This window comes from Streptomyces sp. NPDC002104 (genome assembly GCF_053593795.1).
Map to the genome: position 1 here is coordinate 1 of NZ_JBSFDF010000069.1, position 17,043 is coordinate 17,043.

The window sequence follows — 17,043 nt, forward strand, 5'->3', positions numbered from 1 at the left end:
GTGGGGCTGGTGGACGTGGACGACCTGTGGGGCGATCTGGACCTGGCGACGGACGGTTGTCCGTCGCGCCACCGGAAGGGGTGAAGAGTCGTAACTTTCCCGTACGGTTCGCGTTCGAGCACGCTAAGAACTACTGGGGACCCGTTCTACGAGGACCGCGCGAGCACTCCCCCCGCCTCCCCGGAACGGCTGCGGCCGAGCCGGCGGGCGGCGGCCAGGGCCGGGTCGAGGGACGGGACGGCGGCCAGCAGTTCCCGGGTGTAGGCGTGCGCCGGCCGGTCGTAGACCTCGTCGACGGGGCCCTCCTCCACGATCACCCCGCCGCGCATGACCGCGACCCGGTCGCTCACCTGACGCACCACCGCGAGGTCGTGCGCGATGAACACCAGCGCGATGCCCAGTTCCCGCTGGAGCTCGGCCAGCAGGGCGGTGACCTGCGCCTGCGTGGTCACGTCGAGGGCCGAGACGGGCTCGTCGCAGACGATCAGCCGGGGCCGGGGCGCGAGGGCCCGGGCGATGCCGACGCGCTGGCGCTGACCTCCGCTGAACTCGTGCGGGTACCGGTCGTAGTGCGCCTCCTCCAGCCCCACCCGGACCAGCAGTTCGCCGACCCGGGCCCGGATGGCCGACGGGTCCCGCTCCCCCGCGGCGCGCAGCGGGTCCGCGATGGACTCGCCGATGGAGCGGCGCGGGTTGAGGGAGGACACCGGGTCCTGGAACACCATCTGCACCCCGGGAACCACCCCGGCGCTCTCGGCCCCGTCGCGCCGGACCTGCCCGGAGCCGGGCTCCAGCAGCCCGACGAGCATCCGCCCGAGGGTGCTCTTGCCGCTGCCGCTCTCCCCGACGATCCCGAGGGTCTCCCCGGCCCGCACGGACAGCGAGACCCCGCCCACGGCCGCCACCCGGCGCTTGCCGCGCCCGAACTCCTTGCGCAGGGAGAAGGCCTCGACGACGGGCGTCGCGTCCGGCCCGGCCGGGGCCGCCTCCCCCCTCGGCCGGGGGACCCGCGCCGCGTCGAGCCGCGGCACCGCCGCCAGCAGGGCCGCGGTGTACGGATCGGCCGGGGCCGACAGCACGGAGGCGACCGGGCCGCGCTCCACCACCGCCCCGTCCCGCATCACCAGCACCGCGTCCACGTTCTCCGCCGCCACGCCCACGTCGTGGGTGACGAGCAGCAGCCCGAGCCCCCGCTCCTCGCGCAGTCCGTGCAGCAGGTCGAGGATCTGCGCCTGGACGGTGACGTCCAGGGCCGTGGTCGGCTCGTCCGCGATCAGCAGCTTCGGCTCGCAGGCCAGCGCCATGGCGATCAGGGCCCGCTGGCGCATGCCCCCGCTGAACTCGTGCGGCCGCGCCCGGGAGCGGCGGACCGCGTCGGGTATGCCGACCCGGTCCAGCACCTCCACCGCGCGGGCCCGGGCCGCGCGCCGCGTCACGGGGGCGTGCACCCGGTACACCTCGGCGATCTGGTCGCCGATGGCGTAGTACGGGTCGAGGGAGCTCAGCGGGTCCTGGAAGACCATCGCGGCGACGGCCCCGCGCAGCTCCCGGAGCCCGGCCGGGGTGGCCGTGCCCACGTCGGCGCCGCCGACCCGGACGGTGCCGCCGAGCCGTGCGCCGGTTCCGTGGTGCAGGCCGAGCAGGGCCGTGGCGACGGTGGACTTGCCGCTTCCGGACTCCCCCACGATGCCCAGGGCCCGGCCGGGCTCCAGGGTGAAGGACACCCCGTCCACGGCCCGTACGTACTCCCCGGGCCGGCCGACGGGGAACTCGACGGTGAGGCCGGTGACGTCCACCAGCGGGGTGTGCGTCATGACAGAACCACCCTTCGGTCCGCGACGGCGTACAGCACGTCGGCGACGACGCCCGCGAGCACGACGGCCGCGCCGATGGCGAGCACCACGCCCACCACCACGGGCAGGTCCACCACGCGTACGCCGTCGATGAGGGTCTTGCCGAGTCCGGGGATGCCGAACAGCGACTCGGTCAGCACGGCGCCGCCGATCATCGTGCCGAAGTCCACGGCGCTGAGCGCGATCACCGGGGCCACCGCCCCGCGCACGGCGTGCCGGGTGACGATGGCCCGCTCCCCGACCCCGTAGGCGCGGAAGGTGCGGATGTGGTCCTCGGCGAGCGTCTCCAGGGTGGAACTGCGGCTCAGCCGGGCGTACTTGGCGCTTTCGAAGAAGCCGAGGGTCACCCAGGGCAGCAGCATGTTCCACGCCCACTGCTCGGGATCCTCCCCGAGGGGTACGTAGGTCGGGAAGGGCAGCCACTGGAGGTAGGCGCAGACGGCCATGAGCAGCAGCAGCCCGAGGATGAAGACGGGGGTGCCGGTGGCGGCGAGGGTGACCACGGTCAGGGCCCGCTCGGTGAGGCCGCCGCGGCGCAGCGCGGACAGCAGTCCGGTGCCGACGCCGATCACGAGCCAGATCACGAGCGCGCCCAGCGCCAGCGACAGGGTCGCGGGGAGCCGCTGCAGGAGCAGCTCGGTGACCTGCTGGTCGTTCTGGTACGAGAATCCGAGGCAGGGCGCGTCGCAGTGCACGACGATCCCGGCGCCGCCGGAGGAGTCCCGGCCGGCCAGCAGCCCCTGGAGGAAGTGCAGGTACTGCGTGACCACCGACTCGTTCAGCCCGAGCTGTTCGCGCACCTGGGCGATCTGCGCCGGGTTGCAGCGCTCCCCGCAGGCGAGGCGGGCGGCGTCGCCGGGGACCAGGTAGAAGAGGGCGTAGATCACGACGGACAGGGTGAGCAGCACGATCAGTGCGCCGCCGGCCCGTTTGAGTACGAAGCGGATCACGCCGTGCGCTCCTTTCTGGTGCCGACCCGCAGCCGCGAGTCCTCACGCGGGTCGAGGGCCGTACGGACGGCGTCGCCGAGGACCGTGAAGGCGAACACGGTGACGAAGAGCAGCCCGGCGGGGAGCAGGACGTAGGTGGGGTCGGCGCGGAACCAGGTCTGGGCGCTGGAGAGCATCTGCCCCCACGAGGGGGTGGGCGGTTTCACGCCGACCCCGAGGAAGGACAGCGAGGCCTCGGCCACCATGGCGGTGGGCACCTTGATCGCGGCGAGGGTGATGACGGGCGCCGCCAGCGAGGGCAGCAGTTCCCGGCGGGCGATCCGCAGGGTGCCGCTGCCCGAGAGCCGGGCGGCGTCCACGAAGTCCAGCTCCTTGAGGGAGAGGGTCTGGGCGCGCACCATCCGGGCCAGGCCGCCCCAGTCGAGCAGTCCGATGACGAGGATCAGCAGCAGCGGCCGCGGGAACCCGGCCGGGACGACGGCGGTGAGGGCGATGGCGATCACCAGCATGGGCAGGGCGATCATCACGTCGGTGACCCGGCTGACGACCTGCCCCGCGAACCGGCCGCCGAGGGCGGCGGCGAGTCCGACGACCACGCCGACGAGGACCTGGACGGCCGTGGCGCCGAGCGCGACGAGCAGGGAGATCCGGGCTCCGTAGAGCAGCCGGGTGAACAGGTCGCGGCCGGTGCCCGGTTCGACGCCGAGCCAGTGCTCGCCGGAGATCCCGCCGAAGGAGCCGAGCGGGACGCCCCCGCGCGCGGAGTCGACGAGCTCGTCGTGGTAGGCGTTCGGGTCCTGGCCGGTGAGGTGGGCGAACAGCGGGGCGGCGAGGGCGAGCAGGACGAGGAGCGCGAGGACGGCGGCCGCCGCCACGGCCGAGGGCCGGGCGAGGAGCCGCCGCCGGAGCTGCCGCCCGGCGCCCGGGCCCGGGGTGGTGACCCCGGTCCCGGGCGCCGGCTGCTGGGCGAGGAGGGTCACTTGACCGAGACCTGCGAGATGTCGAGGACGCCGGTCCAGTCGCTGATGACGACGTTCTTGACGTCCTTGCCGACGAGCCGCTTGTAGACCGGGTGGAAGAGCGGGACGTCGAGGGCCTGCTCACCGATCTTCTTGTCGAGGGCGCCCCAGCGCTTGCCGGCCGCCGCGAGGTCGGTCAGCTTGGCGATCTCGTCGATCTCGGCGTTGATCGCCGGGTCGTTGAGCTGGGCGTGGTTGTAGTTGGATCCGTTGGTGACGATCTGCCGGCCGTCGTAGATCGGCGCGAGGAAGGGTGCGCCGGAGGGCCAGTCGGCGCCCCAGCGGGAGAGGAAGAAGCCGGGGGTGTTCTTGGCGTCCCAGCGCTTCTCGTTGAAGGCGTTGTTCTCCAGCCCCTCCAGCTTGACGGTGATCCCGGCGGCGGCGAGGCCCTGCTGCACGGCGGTGGCGACCTCGGGGCTGGTCTGCCGGTTCTGGGCGTTGGAGTGGGTGAGCGTGATGGTCAGCCCGTCCTTGTAGCCCGCCTCGGCCAGCAGTGCCTTGGCCTTGGCCGGGTCTCCGGTCCTGCCGGCCGGGAAGTGGTCGTACGGGGTGAAGCCGAAGGCCTCCTGCTCGGGCAGGAAGGTGGTCGCGGGCTCGGCGAGCGCGGAGCCGCCGGCTGCGTTGATCACGCTGGTGCGGTTGATCGCGTAGGAGATCGCCTGGCGGACCTTCGGGTTGTCGAAGGGGGCGATCTTCGGGTTGAAGGCGAGGTAGTTGACGTAGCCGAAGTGCCCGGTGCCGACCCGCGCGTTCAGCTGCTTGTCCCCACCGATCTGGGCCAGTTCCGCCGGCCCGAGGTTGGTGTCCGTGGTGACGGCGGCCGCGTCGGCGCCGGAGCTGGTGGACAGGCGCTGGTTGATGACCGCCGCGTCGAGCCCGGAGCGGACGTCGATCTTGTCCGGGTAGGCCTTGCGCTCCTCGTCGGTCTTCTCGTCCCAGTTCTCGTTGCGCTCCAGGGTGAGGTGCTCGCCGTCGTTCTCGTTCTTGACGACCTTGTACGGGCCGGAGGAGACCGGGTGCTCCTCGTAATTGACCCCGGTGTCCTTGGCCTTGGGCACGGGCGCGAACTGCGTCTGCGTGGCGAGGAAGGGGAACTCCCCCTCGGGCTTGCGGAGCTTGAAGACGATCGTCTTCGCGTCGGGCACGGTGATCGAGTCGAGCCCCTTGCCGCCGTCCTTGTACGGGCCCTCGTAGGTGTCCCCGCCGACCAGCCAGTCGCGCAGGTACGGGGCTCCGCCCGACAGTTCGGCGGCGAAGGACCGCTCGATGCCGTACTTGATGTCGGCGCTGGTGATGGGCGAGCCGTCCTCGTACTTCAGCCCGTCCTTGAGGGTGTACGTCCACTCCGTGGCATCGGCGTTGGGCTTGCCGAGATCGGTGGCCAGGTCGGGCACCACCTTGGCGCCGGCCGGGCCCCCCTCGCGGTTGCGGGTGGTGAGCGTGCGGAAGACGAGCGAGGGGACGTTGCCGCCGCCGGAGGTGTACAGGCGGGCCGGGTCGAAGTCGGTCTGCGGCTCGTTGTTGAGGACGGTCAGGGTGCCGCCCTTCTGCGGGGCGGCCCCGGCGGCGCCCGGCTTGTCAGCGGCGGACGCCTTGTCCGCGCCGTCCTTGGGCCCGCAGGCGGCGGCGCCCCCGGCCAGAACGACGCTGACGGCGACCGCGGCCACGCGGCGCGATATGAGGGACTGACGGGCCATGGGAAGAGGGACCTCTCGGCGTGAAGGGAGATGCGGAAAAGGCCACGCGAGGGGCAGCGGTCCACGTCGGAGCGGTCGGCGGCGTGCCGACGGCGGGGACGGGGGAACACGAGGAGCCGCACCTGCGGGCTGGAAGCCCCGGGCGCGGCGGAACGATCGGGAGAACGATCGGTGAAAGGACGTCGCGCGCTCAGGGAGGCGTCAGCGACAGAGGATGTCGGCCACGCTGTGCGCGGTCACACCAAGCAGCGCCAGCTCAATGGCGGCGCTCGCGGCGGTGGTGTGGATGTGCGACATGCGGAGAACAATGACCGACCATCGAACAATTTGTCAAAGCAGTTCGTCAACTCCCGGGATACACCCAGGGGTTGGGTTGGCAATGGACGCCGTTGATGTCCAGGGACTTCGTCTGCTGCTGCATGATCGGGGCGAGTGCGCCCGGCGTCTGGCAGCTCACGTGGCCGTGGCCGAGCCGGTGGCCGACCTCGTGGTTGATCAGCATCTGGCGGTAGGCGAACATCTGGTCCGCGCCGAAGGTCACCGAACCCTGCGCCCAGCGAAACGCGTTGATCATCACGCGGTCGGTCGACGCGGAGTCGCAGGACACGTTGTCGATGGTGGTGTCGAGTCCGGACTTCTTGCACCAGACCCCGGTGGTCCCGGGGCTCGCGAGGGTGATCACGAAGTCCGCCTCGCCGCCCGGGACCCGCTCGAAGGTCTTCGTACCGCCGTGGCCCCAGCTCCGGTCGTCGTTCAGCGTGCGGTGCACGGCCTCGGCGAACAACTGCGCGTCGAGGCCGAGTCCCTGCTCCACGTCGACGCGGTAGCGGACCAGCTTCCCCTTGCCCGGCGCCTTCGCCACACCGGGCACGGTGTCGAAGGCGCCGGGGCCCTTCAGCTTCGCGTCGATGGGGAACTGCTGCGCCATCTTCTGGTCGTACGAGAGCTCCGGCACGGCCTGGAGCGCCGAGGCGTCCGGGGTGGGCCGGTCGTCGGAGCGGGAGGCGGCGGAGTTGCCCTGGGCGGTGTGGCTGTTGCCGTCGTCGGAGGCGCGCACGCTGTTCTTGCCGCTGTCGCCGTCGGAGGCCGCCTGGCCCGCGACGATGACGGCGAGCGCGACGGTGACGGCCGCGGCGGCCATCCCCGCGTACGTACGGCCCTTGCCGCCGCGCCCGGATGCGGGCGGCGGCTGCTGCGCCACGTCGGCGGGGGTGGCGACGGGCGTGCGCGGAGCGGGGATCCGCTGGTGCGGACCGGTGGAGGTGAGGGGGCCCTCGGCGGCCGGGGCCGCGGGGAAGGAGCCCGTCGTGGCGAAGAGGTCCTCGCGGACCGGGACCGCCTGCAAGGAGCCCGTCGATGCGAAGAGGTCCTCATGGACCGGGACCGCCTGCAAGGAGCCCGTCGATGCGAAGAGGTCCTCGTGGACCGGGATCCGGCGGTGCGAACCCGTCGTGGTCATCGGCGAGTCGATGACGACCTGCGGGAAGCCGACCGCGGGGGTACCGAAGGCCGGGGTGTCGTGGACCGGGGCCTGGCGGCCCGCGGCTTGGTGGACCGCGGCTTGGTGGACCGGGATGCCTCGGCCCGAGGTGTCGTGGAGCGGGGTGCCGCGCCCCGGGGTGCCGTAGGCCGGGATCCCGTGACCCGGAGTTTCGTGGACCGGCGTGCCGCGGCCCGGAGTTTCGTAGGCCGGGATGCCGCGGCCCGGGGTCTCGTAGGCCGGGATGCCGCGGCCCGGGGTCTCGTAGGCCGGGATGCCATGGCCCGGCGTTTCGTAGGCCGGGATCCCGCGGCCTGGGGTCTCGTAAGCCGGCGTGCCGCGACCCGGGGTCTCGTAAGCCGGCGTGCCGCGGCCCGGGGTTTCGTAGACCGGCGTGCCGTGGTCCGGGGTTGCCGGGCGGGTGCGCGGGACGCCGCGCCAGTCGCCGTAGGTCGCCGCGGTGCCGGCGGTCGCGCCCCAGGCTCCGCCGGGCTCGCGCTGTTCGGGATGGCCGCCGCGCGCGCCGGACACCGGCTCGCGGCGCGGCGGGGCCGCCTGCCCGCGGGGGGCGGCGGCCGGTTCGGCCCATCCGGCCGGGGCCGGGGCCGCGGCCCGGACGCCGGCCTGCTCGGCCGGCTGCGGATGGTCTGAGCCGGGGCCGGGAGCCCGGCCGGGCTCCTTGCGACTATGTCGTCCCACGTCTCAGCCCTTGCCGTCCTCGTCGGTGTTCACGGTGTGCACGGTCTGCGCGGTGTGCACGGTGGTGGCCTCCAGCAGCTCCAGGAAGCCGGCCGCGACCACGTCGGGGTACTCCATCATCGCCACGTGTCCCGCCTCCGGCAGGCACAGCAGCCGCGAACCCGGGAAGGCCGCGGCGGCCTTGCGCGCCATACGGTACGAGACGAGTTGGTCCCGGCCACCGTAGACCAGGAGCGTCGGAGCGAGTACCCGCTGCGCCTGACGCCACAGCCCGTGCTGCCCGCCGAGGGTGTACGCGTCGACGATGCCGCGCGAGGAACGGCTCAGCGCGTCCCAGAAGTACGGCAGGGCGAGCCGCCGTTCCATTTCCTCGACCGCCGCCTCGAACACCTCGGGCTTCACCCGGGAGGGGTCTCCGTACAGGAGGTCCGTCAGCCCCCGGGTGCGCTGTTCGGCGTTCAGGCCCCGGGTGAGCCGGCCGAGGAAACCGGCCATGCCGGGGAGCGCGAGCAGCGCGGTCGGCACGGCCGACTTCTGCACGCGCAGTTCGGGCAGGGCCGGAGAGACCAGCGTCAACGTGCGCACCAGGTCGGGCCGGACGGCCGCGACCCGGGTGGAGACGGCCCCGCCGAGGGAGTTCCCGAACAGGTGCACCGGGCCGCGTCCGGCGGCGTCGAGGTGACGGATGACGGCGCGCGCGAGCCCGGTGACGGAGTAGTCCCGGTCGGCGGGCGGCGGGGACCAGCCGAAACCGGGCAGGTCCAGGGCCTCGCCGTCGACGGAATCGGCCAGCTCCCCCATGAGCGCGGACCAGTTCTGCGAGGACCCGCCGAGCCCGTGGACGAACAGCGCGGCCGGCAGACCGGCGCGCAGCGCGGGGCGTACCCGTACGTTCAGTTCCAGCCCGGGCAGCCGGTCGGTGCGCAGCTGCTCCCCTTCGGCCAGTCGCGCGGCTCCCACCTGGGAGGACTGGCCGGAAGACGACGGGTCGGCGGACCGTACACCCGGCAGCTCGGTCGAAGACATGGGGCAATGTTACGAGACGATCACGCGGCTCCTCTTGTGTTCGCCGTCACAGATGCTTGCCGAACCGCCTAGCGGGGTATGCGCGATCCTCCTAGGCTCGTAAGTGGAAAGGGGTGCTCCATGACTGTCGACCCTGCGGAACCGGACACCTTCCAGTCGGAGCTGCGCAAGACCGCCGGCGGGCTCGACGCGGAAGCCCCCGAGGCGGATGCGGCGGAGCAGAACACCGAGCTGAATCCGACCGAGGACGATCCCCTCACCCCCGTGGGCCAGCGCGAAGCCTCCGACGGGGACGCGGCCGAGCAGACCCGGGTGGTGCCCCTGGACGAGGACGACTACCGCTGAGCCAGCGCTGACCAGCATCTCCGGCGGGTAACCGGCGGTCCGCACCGCGAGAAAACTCGGCTTGAACCCTCCAGATTCGGTTACCGAAAAGTACGATGGCCGCGCGACGCAAGGCGCACTGTGTTCTAGAGAAAGTGGGAGGCGGCGTGACAGCCATCGAGCAGACCGAGGCAGCGCGTCCGCGGGGCACGCGACTTCCGCGCCGGGCCCGGCGCAACCAGCTCCTGGGCGCCGCCCAGGAGGTCTTCGTCGCGCAGGGTTATCACGCGGCGGCCATGGACGACATCGCGGAGCGTGCCGGAGTCAGCAAGCCGGTGCTCTACCAGCACTTCCCCGGCAAGCTCGACCTCTACCTGGCGCTCCTGGACCAGCACTGCGAGGCCCTGCTGCTCGCCGTGCGCACCGCGCTCGCGTCGACGAACGACAACAAGGCGCGCGTCGCCGCGACGATGGACGCCTACTTCGCGTACGTCGAGGACGAGGGCGGGGCCTTCCGGCTCGTCTTCGAGTCGGACCTGACGAACGAGCCGGCGGTGCGCGAGCGCGTCGACCGCGTCTCGCTGCAGTGCGCGGAGGCCATCTCGGAGGTCATCGCCGAGGACACCGGCCTGTCGAAGGACGAGTCGATGCTGCTGGCCGTGGGCCTGGGCGGGGTCTCCCAGGTCGTGGCCCGGTACTGGCTGTCGAGCGAGAGCCCGGTCGCCCGTGACACCGCGGTGGGGCTGCTGACCTCGCTGGCCTGGCGCGGAATCGCCGGCTTCCCGCTGCACCCGACGGACGTCTGAGCCGCGCCGGCCCGGCTTTCCGGGCCGGCCGCCGCGGTGCCCCACCGGGCTGACCGGCGGCTGTTCGCTGCGAGCGTTTTCGCCGCGCGGCGGACAGGTCCCCTCTCCGGGCTAATGTGGACCGGGTAACGGCGCGGCTGATCGCGCGAACCGGACCGTCGGAGGGACAAGGCCGTGGAGGTCAAGATCGGCGTGCAGCACGCACCCCGGGAGATCGTGCTCGAGAGCGACCTGAGTGCCGAGGAGCTGGAGAGCATCGTCACCGCCGCCCTGTCCGGCTCGGCGCCGCTGCTGAGCCTCACGGACATCAAGGGCCGCAAGGTCCTGGTGCCGTCCGAGCGCCTGTCGTACGTCGACCTGGGCGAGCCCAGCGTGCGCAAGGTCGGCTTCGGCGCGCTCTGAGCCCAGCGGCTCCGCGCGGCACACCGAAGCACCCGGCAGCACCCAGAAGTACCGAGAACGGCCCGGTGGACCACTCCGCCGGGCCGTTTTCGTTTCCTCCGCTTCGGGTAGGACCGGTGTAAGACACGCTCCCCGTACGCCCGCCGTCCGAGAGGAACCCCCATGCTGCTGATCGAGACGCTCGGCTCCGCTCTGCTGGGCCTCGCCCTGGCCGGGGCGGCCGTCCGTGTGCTCGGCCCGCGGCTGCCCTCCTCGCGGGTGGTCCTGGTGAGCGGAGTGGCCGGCGCCCTCTTCGGCGCCTATCTGACGCACACCGCGCTGGGCCCCGGGCACAACAACGTGTTCGCGACCCTCATCGGAGGCGCACTGGTCTCGGCGGTGGTCCTGTCACTGCTGCTGCGGCCCGCGGGCCGGACCGGGAGGCCGTCCGTCCGGACTCCGTTTTCGGTTCCGACGAGGGGCTAGACGGCCCCGCTGACCCATGACGGACCACGGCCACGGCCCCCGCGCGGAGCTTCCGCGCGGGGGCCGTGGCACGTCCGGCAAGATCCGGCCTAGGCCGCGAGGCCCAGGGCCGCCATCCGCTTGGTGTGCGCCTTGGTGATCCGGGTGAACATCTCGCCGACGGCCGCCAGGTCGAAGCCGGCCGCCATCCCGTCCACCCCGCCGACCAGCATGGTGGAGAGCGCGTCGCGCTCGGCGACCACGCGCTGGGCCTGCGAGAGGGCCTCGCCCATCAGCCGGCGGGCCCACAGCGCGAGCCGGCCGCCGCAGCGCGGGTCGGCCTCGATGGCGGCGCGGACCTTCTCGACGGCGAAGCCGCCGTGGCCGGTGTCGTCGAGCACGCTCACGACGAGCCCGCGGGTGTCGGTGTCGAGGTGGGTGGCCACCTCGCGGTAGAAGTCGCTGGCGATGGAGTCGCCCACGTACGCCTTGACCAGGCCCTCCAGCCAGTCCGACGGGGCGGTCTGGCGGTGGAAGTCGTCGACGCCCTTCGCGAAGGGCTCCATCGCGGCGGTGGCGTCCTCGTCGATCGCGCCGAGCCGGTCGCGCAGGCGCTCGAAGTGGTGGAACTCGGCGGAGGCCATCTTCGCGAGCTCGGCCTTGTCGCCGAGGGTGGGCGCGAGTTTGGCGTCCTCCGCGAGGCGTTCGAAGGCCGCGAGTTCGCCGTACGCGAGCGCCCCGAGCAGATCCACCACGGCGGCCCGGTACTGCGGCGAGGCGGAGGCCGTGGCCCAGTCCTGGGCGGCGATGCCGGCTGCCTCGGCGGGGGCGCTTTCGTCGGCGGGCGATGCGTTTTCAACGGTCGACATGCACCGCACAATAGCTCGCCGAAAGGCACCATGAACCACCTGCTCAGTCCACGTAAACGCGCCTACCTGGTGAATTCACCCGACACGGCTGCGAGATTCCGGGGTACAGTGGTAATGCGCCTGCCGAACACTCGGCGGGCCATCCGAATGAGGATGCCCGGTCGGTGGCCCGATCGGCTCCACCCGACCGCCCTCGGCGTGATGCGCACGTTCATACGTCGCCTCCCACGAGGGGCCCCCTCAGCGGCATAAAGCGCCTGAGCGATGGCTCGTGGTCCCGCGCAGCTTTGTACGTACGTTGCAGTACTGCAAGCCCGGCACGGTACGACCCCCCTCGCCGCCTCGCGCCGCGTCTCACAGAAGAGGCAGCACCCTGACTACGTTCCGAGACCTCGGGATCTTTCCCGAGACGGCCGAAGCCCTTGAGGCCGTCGGCATTGTGTCCCCCTTCCCGATCCAGGAGATGACCCTCCCCGTCGCCATGTCCGGCACGGACGTCATCGGCCAGGCCAAGACCGGTACCGGCAAGACGCTCGGTTTCGGCCTCCCCCTGCTGGAGCGCGTCGTCGTCCCCGCGGACGTCGAGGCCGGCCGTTCCACGCCGGATCAGCTGACCGACGCCCCGCAGGCCCTCGTGGTGGTTCCGACCCGCGAGCTCTGCACCCAGGTCACCAACGACCTGCTCACCGCGGGCAAGGTCCGCAACGTCCGCGTCCTCGCCATATACGGCGGCCGCGCGTACGAGCCGCAGGTCGAGGCGCTCAAGAAGGGCGTCGACGTCATCGTCGGCACCCCGGGCCGCCTGCTCGACCTGGCCGGACAGAAGAAGCTCGACCTCTCCAAGGTCAAGGCCCTCGTCCTGGACGAGGCCGACGAGATGCTCGACCTGGGCTTCCTGCCCGACGTCGAGAAGATCATGTCGTACCTGCCCGCGAAGCGTCAGACGATGCTGTTCTCGGCGACCATGCCGGGCGCCGTCATCGGACTGGCCCGCCGGTACATGACCCAGCCGACGCACATCCGCGCCGTCTCCGAGGACGGTGAGGGCGCGACCGTCGCCAACATCACGCAGCACGTCTTCCGTGCGCACAACATGGACAAGCCGGAGCTCGTCTCCCGCATCCTGCAGGCCGAAGGCCGCGGGCTCGCCATGATCTTCTGCCGCACCAAGCGCACCGCGGCCGACATCGCCGAGCAGCTGGAGAAGCGCGGCTTCGCGTCCGGCGCGGTCCACGGCGACCTGGGCCAGGGCGCCCGCGAGCAGGCGCTGCGCGCCTTCCGCAACGGCAAGGTCGACGTGCTGGTCTGCACCGACGTCGCCGCGCGCGGTATCGATGTCGAGGGTGTCACCCACGTCATCAACTACCAGACGCCCGAGGACGAGAAGACCTTCCTGCACCGCGTGGGCCGCACCGGCCGCGCGGGCAAGAAGGGCATCGCCGTCACCCTGGTCGACTGGGACGACATCCCGCGCTGGCAGCTGATCAACAAGGCGCTGGAGCTGGACTTCCACGACCCGGTGGAGACGTACTCCACGTCCCCGCACCTGTACGAGCAGATGAACATCCCGGCCGGCACCAAGGGTGTCCTGCCGCGCGCCGACCGTACGCGGGCCGGCCTGAAGGCCGAGAACCTGGAAGACCTGGGCGAGACCGGCGGCCGCGGTGGCCGTGGCGGTCGCGACGCCGGCCGTGACAGCGGTCGCGACGCCGGCCGTGACGGTGGACGTGGCCGCGACGGCGGCCGCGACGCCGGCCGTGGTGCCGCCGCCCCGGCCGCCGCCGAGGAGCGTCCCGCCCGTACCCCGCGCCAGCGCCGCCGCACCCGTGGCGGCTCCGACCAGGGCGCCGAGCTCCTGACCCCGGTGACCGCCGAGGCCACCCCGGTCAGCCCGGTCAGCCCGGTCGCCGCCGCCCCGGCGGTCCAGGTTCCGGCGGTCCAGGCTCCGGAGGCTCCGGCCGCCGACGAGGCGCGCAAGCCGCGCCGTCGCCGGACCCGGTCGGCCGCTCCGGCCGCCACCTTCGTCGCCCCCGCGGCGAAGCTGGAGCCCCTGGCCCCGTTCGTCAGGGAGCCGGAGCCGGACTTCCAGATCGCCCCGCCGGTCGAGCCGGTCCGTGAGCGCCGCACCGGCGCCCCGCGGAGCAGCGCCCCCCGCAGCAGCGCCCCGCGTGCCCGCGCTCCCCGCAAGGCAGCGGCCGCTCCGGTCGCCGCCCTGGTGGCGGAGGCCGTCGCCGAGGCCGCCGTGGTCGAGGCTCCGGCCGCTCCGGCCGTCGCCGCGGTCGCGGTCGCGGTCGCGGTCGAGGAGGCCCCGGTCAAGCCGAAGCGCACGCGGACCCGCAAGGTCGCGGCCGCCGCCCCGGCCGCCGAGGTCGTCGCCGAGGCCGCCGCTCCGGTGGCGGAGGAGGCTCCGGTCAAGCCGAAGCGCACCCGCACCCGCAAGGTCGCGGCCGCGGTGGAGACCCCGGAGGCTCCGGCCGCCGAGGAGGCTCCGGTCAAGCCGAAGCGCACCCGGACCCGCAAGGCCGTCGCCGCGGTGGAGACCCCGGAGGCGTAACGCCCTTCCGATGGCCCCGGTCCCCTTTCGAGGGGGCCGGGGCCATCGGCGTACCCGGACCCGCGCGGAGCTCCCCTGCGGGCGTACGGGCCGGTAACCTCGGGCCATGAGCAAGCCGCCGACCCTCACGCTCCCGCCCGCAGCCCGTGCGCGCCGCCTGGTCACGGCCCGTGGCGAGTTCGCCGTGCACGAGGCCGTGCCCGCCGGGCCGGTCCGCGGCACGGCCCTGCTGGTGCCCGGCTACACCGGCAGCAAGGAGGACTTCATCGGCCTCCTCGGGCCGCTGGCCGCCGCCGGACACCGGGTGGTCGCCGTCGACGGCCGCGGCCAGCACGAGAGCGGCGGCCCGCGCACGCAGGCCCCGTACACCCTGCCGGAACTGGCGCAGGACGTCCTCGCGCAGACCGCCGCGCTGGGCGCGGCCGGTCCGGTGCACCTGCTGGGGCATTCGCTGGGCGGGCTGATCGTCCGCGCGGCCGTGGTCCGCGACGCGGCCCCGTACGCCAGCCTCACGCTGCTGAGCAGTGGCCCGGGCGCGGTCTGCGCGGACCAGCAGGGCCGTACGAAGCTGCTGATCTCGGCGCTGGAGGCGATGGGCGACGACATGGCCGGCATCTGGGAGGCCATGCGCGCCATGGATCCGCGCGACGCGCCGCCCGAGGACCCCGCCCTGGCGGCCTTCCTGCGCGCGCGCTGGCTCGGGACCGTGCCCGAGCAGCTGATGGCCACCGGCCTGGCGCTGATCGGGGAGCCGGACCGGATCGACGAGCTCGCCGCGGCGGCGCCGGGGCTGGCGACGCTGGTGCTGTCCGGGGAGTCGGACCCGGTGTGGCCGGTGTCGGAGATGGACGCCATGGCGCGCCGGCTGGGCGCGGCGCGAGTGGTGGTCCCGGGGACGGAGCACTCGCCGAACGCGGAGGATCCGGCGGCCGTGGCGGCCGCGCTGGCGGCGTTCTGGGGGGCCTGCGAGGGGTCCGGCAGGACGGCCTCTGACGTCTCCGGTACCCGTTAGTAGTTAGACAAGGAAAAAATTTCCTTAGCGTAGGGAATGTTTGCGGCTTACACTTCGTTAACCCTGTACAAGGAGAAACACTGACGAAGGGAGAAGCCCCATGCGCTTCGAGATTCTGCGCCTGGACGACGTCGACGGATCTGCCGTGGACAGCACCGTCGTGGACGCGGCCTCCGTCAACCGGATCGTGCAGCAGGCCGCGGCCGTAGGCCAGCGCATCCTGATCCGACCGGCTGAGACCGTGTCCAACTGACCGGCGTCCACCTATTCGCCGAACGCCCCCGCACCGATCCGGTGCGGGGGCGTTCGCATGCGCGGCGCTCGGCGCTACGCGCTCTCGATCACCTGGAGCACGCCGTTGATGATCTGCTGGACGGCGATCGCGGACAGCATCATGCCCGCCAGGCGCGTCACGAGGACCACGCCGCCGTCCTTGATCACGCGGATGATGACGAGCGAATAGCGCATCACCACCCACAGGACGACGTGCATCGCGACGATCGCGGCCCACACCGAGAACTGACCGGTGAACCCGTCGGCCTTCTGCACCGCCAGGATCACCGAGACGATCGCGCCCGGCCCGGCGAGCAGCGGCATCCCGAGCGGGACGAGCGCGACGTTCACGTCCTTGGTCTGCTTCGGCTCGTCGGTCTTGCCGGTGAGCAGGTCGAGCGCGATGAGCAGGAGCAGCAGCCCGCCCGCGATCATCAGGGCCGGCACGGAGACGTGCAGGTAGTCGAGGATCTGCTGGCCGCAGATGCCGAAGACGGCGATGACGCCGAAGGCGACGCAGACGGCCTGCCAGGCCATGCGGCGCTGCACCTTGGTGGGACGGCCGGAGGTCAGCGCGAGGAAGATGGGCGTGATCCCCGGGGGGTCCATAATCACAAAAAGCGTGAGAAAGAGGGATCCGAAGACGGCGAAATCGAGCACAGTGATGCCTTGCAGGAGAGGGGTGTCGCACAAAAGGGGCAGAGGGGAAGGGCGGCGGCAGGGGTCAGCCGCGTACGCGTCCACCCGCGCCGGGGACCGGGAACGCCCCGGTGGCACGGCGGGTGATCTCGCCGTAGATCTCGGGGTCGGTCGTGTACTCCCCGAGGCGGCAGGTCTTGCGGCTGCCGTGGTAGTCGCTGGAACCGGTGGTCAGCAGACCGAGATCGGCGGCCAGGCCGCGCAGGCGCGCGCGGGTGGCGTCGTCGTGGTCCATGTGGTCGACCTCGATGCCGTCGAGGCCGGCCGACGCGAGGGCGGCTATCGCGCTCTCGGGCACGCAGGTGCCGCGCTTGACGGCGGCGGGGTGGGCGAAGACGGTGACCCCGCCGGCCGCCTTGACCAGGCGGATCGCGTCGAAGGGATCGAGCTCGTGCTTCTCCGCGTACGCGCGGCCGCCGTCGGCGAGCCAGTGCGGGGTGAACGCGTCGGACACGGTGGGCACGACGCCCAGCTCGACGAGGGCCGCGGCGATGTGCGGACGGCCCACGGAGCCGTCACCGGCGATCCGGGCGACCTGTTCCCAGGTGATGTCCACGCCGAGGTCCCGCAGCTTGCCGACCATGGTCCGCGCCCGCGGGATCCGGTCGTCGCGCACGAGCTCGCGCTCACGGAAGAGCTCGGGCTCCTCGGGGTCGAAGAGGTACGCCAGCATGTGCAGGCCGATGCCGTCGAGACGGCAGCTCAGCTCCGCGCCGGTCACCAGGGTCAGCCCCTCGGGCAGCGCGGCGATGGCCTCGCCGTATCCGGCGACCGTGTCGTGGTCGGTCAGCGCCACCACGTCAAGCCCCGCACCGGCGGCGTTGCGCACCAGTTCGGCGGGGGTGTCCGTACCGTCCGAGGCCGTGGAGTGGGCGTGCAGATCGATGCGCACAGCCGAACTCCAGGGTTCACACGCGGACGGGGGACACTCCAGGA

The 17,043-nt window shown here is 72.6% G+C and carries 17 protein-coding genes; 7 read left to right on the forward strand and 10 right to left on the reverse strand.

Annotated elements, in window-relative coordinates; genetic code table 11:
* Nucleotides 1-146 precede the first annotated feature (146 nt).
* The 7 genes from ACWCP2_RS34780 to ACWCP2_RS34810 form a co-directional block, all read right to left on the reverse strand.
* Nucleotides 147-1,814: a dipeptide ABC transporter ATP-binding protein gene (locus tag ACWCP2_RS34780; protein WP_450912558.1), complete on the reverse strand. Its 1,668-nt coding sequence runs from the start codon at nt 1,812-1,814 to the stop codon at nt 147-149.
* Entirely contained in the window at nt 1,811-2,803 is a 993-nt protein-coding gene (locus ACWCP2_RS34785; protein ID WP_450912559.1) for an ABC transporter permease, read from the reverse strand. Before ACWCP2_RS34785 ends, ACWCP2_RS34780 begins: the two co-directional genes overlap by 4 nt.
* Entirely contained in the window at nt 2,800-3,783 is a 984-nt protein-coding gene (locus ACWCP2_RS34790; RefSeq protein WP_450912560.1) for an ABC transporter permease, read from the reverse strand. The genes ACWCP2_RS34785 and ACWCP2_RS34790 overlap by 4 nt, the downstream gene beginning before the upstream one ends.
* Nucleotides 3,780-5,519 (reverse strand): ABC transporter substrate-binding protein, encoded by a 1,740-nt coding sequence (locus ACWCP2_RS34795; protein WP_450912561.1) that lies wholly within the window; start codon nt 5,517-5,519, stop codon nt 3,780-3,782. Before ACWCP2_RS34795 ends, ACWCP2_RS34790 begins: the two co-directional genes overlap by 4 nt.
* Before the next feature lie 201 nt (nt 5,520-5,720).
* Nucleotides 5,721-5,816 carry an Ms4533A family Cys-rich leader peptide gene (locus ACWCP2_RS34800; protein WP_399381295.1) on the reverse strand — a complete coding sequence of 32 codons (96 nt, stop codon included), beginning with the start codon at nt 5,814-5,816 and terminating at the stop codon, nt 5,721-5,723.
* Nucleotides 5,817-5,862: 46 nt separating this feature from the next.
* Complete coding sequence (locus tag ACWCP2_RS34805; protein WP_450912562.1) at nt 5,863-7,698, reverse strand: DUF3152 domain-containing protein; 1,836 nt, start codon at nt 7,696-7,698, stop codon at nt 5,863-5,865.
* A gap of 3 nt (nt 7,699-7,701) precedes the next feature.
* Nucleotides 7,702-8,724: an alpha/beta fold hydrolase gene (locus tag ACWCP2_RS34810; RefSeq protein WP_450912563.1), complete on the reverse strand. Its 1,023-nt coding sequence runs from the start codon at nt 8,722-8,724 to the stop codon at nt 7,702-7,704.
* 120 nt (nt 8,725-8,844) lie between these two features.
* On the opposite strand from ACWCP2_RS34810, the gene ACWCP2_RS34815 reads away from it, so the two are divergent.
* The 4 genes from ACWCP2_RS34815 to ACWCP2_RS34830 all read left to right on the forward strand — a co-directional run bounded on the left by ACWCP2_RS34815 (nt 8,845) and on the right by ACWCP2_RS34830 (nt 10,721).
* On the forward strand, nt 8,845-9,069 hold the full coding sequence (locus ACWCP2_RS34815; protein WP_450912564.1) for a hypothetical protein: 225 nt from the start codon (nt 8,845-8,847) through the stop codon (nt 9,067-9,069).
* A 146-nt stretch (nt 9,070-9,215) separates the two neighbouring features.
* A complete protein-coding gene (locus tag ACWCP2_RS34820) occupies nt 9,216-9,854 on the forward strand; it encodes a TetR family transcriptional regulator (protein ID WP_450912565.1) in 639 nt (212 codons plus the stop codon).
* A 174-nt stretch (nt 9,855-10,028) separates the two neighbouring features.
* Entirely contained in the window at nt 10,029-10,256 is a 228-nt protein-coding gene (locus ACWCP2_RS34825; protein WP_250741766.1) for a DUF3107 domain-containing protein, read from the forward strand.
* Nucleotides 10,257-10,418: 162 nt separating this feature from the next.
* Entirely contained in the window at nt 10,419-10,721 is a 303-nt protein-coding gene (locus ACWCP2_RS34830; RefSeq protein WP_450912566.1) for a hypothetical protein, read from the forward strand.
* A gap of 89 nt (nt 10,722-10,810) precedes the next feature.
* Here ACWCP2_RS34830 and ACWCP2_RS34835 read toward each other — a convergent pair whose 3' ends face one another.
* Nucleotides 10,811-11,569, reverse strand: a complete 759-nt coding sequence (locus ACWCP2_RS34835) for a ferritin-like fold-containing protein (RefSeq protein WP_450912567.1) — start codon at nt 11,567-11,569, stop codon at nt 10,811-10,813.
* A 463-nt stretch (nt 11,570-12,032) separates the two neighbouring features.
* On the opposite strand from ACWCP2_RS34835, the gene ACWCP2_RS34840 reads away from it, so the two are divergent.
* From ACWCP2_RS34840 to ACWCP2_RS34850, 3 genes are all read left to right on the forward strand, one after another.
* On the forward strand, nt 12,033-14,123 hold the full coding sequence (locus ACWCP2_RS34840; protein ID WP_450912568.1) for a DEAD/DEAH box helicase: 2,091 nt from the start codon (nt 12,033-12,035) through the stop codon (nt 14,121-14,123).
* A gap of 106 nt (nt 14,124-14,229) precedes the next feature.
* Nucleotides 14,230-15,135, forward strand: coding sequence for an alpha/beta fold hydrolase (locus ACWCP2_RS34845; RefSeq protein ID WP_450912569.1), 906 nt, complete (start codon nt 14,230-14,232; stop codon nt 15,133-15,135).
* A gap of 100 nt (nt 15,136-15,235) precedes the next feature.
* Nucleotides 15,236-15,388 (forward strand): hypothetical protein, encoded by a 153-nt coding sequence (locus ACWCP2_RS34850; RefSeq protein ID WP_243335969.1) that lies wholly within the window; start codon nt 15,236-15,238, stop codon nt 15,386-15,388.
* Between the two features lie 74 nt (nt 15,389-15,462).
* Here the strand turns inward: ACWCP2_RS34850 and ACWCP2_RS34855 are convergent, their stop codons facing one another.
* Nucleotides 15,463-16,068, reverse strand: a complete 606-nt coding sequence (locus ACWCP2_RS34855; RefSeq protein WP_450912570.1) for a MarC family protein — start codon at nt 16,066-16,068, stop codon at nt 15,463-15,465.
* A 64-nt stretch (nt 16,069-16,132) separates the two neighbouring features.
* Nucleotides 16,133-16,999, reverse strand: a complete 867-nt coding sequence (locus ACWCP2_RS34860; protein ID WP_450912571.1) for a PHP domain-containing protein — start codon at nt 16,997-16,999, stop codon at nt 16,133-16,135.
* Nucleotides 17,000-17,043 lie beyond the last annotated feature (44 nt).

What these genes read in the sequence shown, in the direction of transcription:
- ACWCP2_RS34840 (WP_450912568.1), top strand. Translation starts at nt 12,033, where the DNA reads ATGACCCTCCCCGTCGCCATGTCCGGCACGGACGTCATCGGCCAGGCC.
- ACWCP2_RS34830 (WP_450912566.1), top strand. Translation starts at nt 10,419, where the DNA reads ATGCTGCTGATCGAGACGCTCGGCTCCGCTCTGCTGGGCCTCGCCCTG.
- ACWCP2_RS34815 (WP_450912564.1), top strand. Translation starts at nt 8,845, where the DNA reads ATGACTGTCGACCCTGCGGAACCGGACACCTTCCAGTCGGAGCTGCGC.
- ACWCP2_RS34835 (WP_450912567.1), bottom strand. Translation starts at nt 11,569, where the DNA reads ATGTCGACCGTTGAAAACGCATCGCCCGCCGACGAAAGCGCCCCCGCC.
- ACWCP2_RS34795 (WP_450912561.1), bottom strand. Translation starts at nt 5,519, where the DNA reads ATGGCCCGTCAGTCCCTCATATCGCGCCGCGTGGCCGCGGTCGCCGTC.
- ACWCP2_RS34800 (WP_399381295.1), bottom strand. Translation starts at nt 5,816, where the DNA reads ATGTCGCACATCCACACCACCGCCGCGAGCGCCGCCATTGAGCTGGCG.
- ACWCP2_RS34850 (WP_243335969.1), top strand. Translation starts at nt 15,236, where the DNA reads ATGCGCTTCGAGATTCTGCGCCTGGACGACGTCGACGGATCTGCCGTG.
- ACWCP2_RS34780 (WP_450912558.1), bottom strand. Translation starts at nt 1,814, where the DNA reads ATGACGCACACCCCGCTGGTGGACGTCACCGGCCTCACCGTCGAGTTC.
- ACWCP2_RS34810 (WP_450912563.1), bottom strand. Translation starts at nt 8,724, where the DNA reads ATGTCTTCGACCGAGCTGCCGGGTGTACGGTCCGCCGACCCGTCGTCT.
- ACWCP2_RS34845 (WP_450912569.1), top strand. Translation starts at nt 14,230, where the DNA reads ATGAGCAAGCCGCCGACCCTCACGCTCCCGCCCGCAGCCCGTGCGCGC.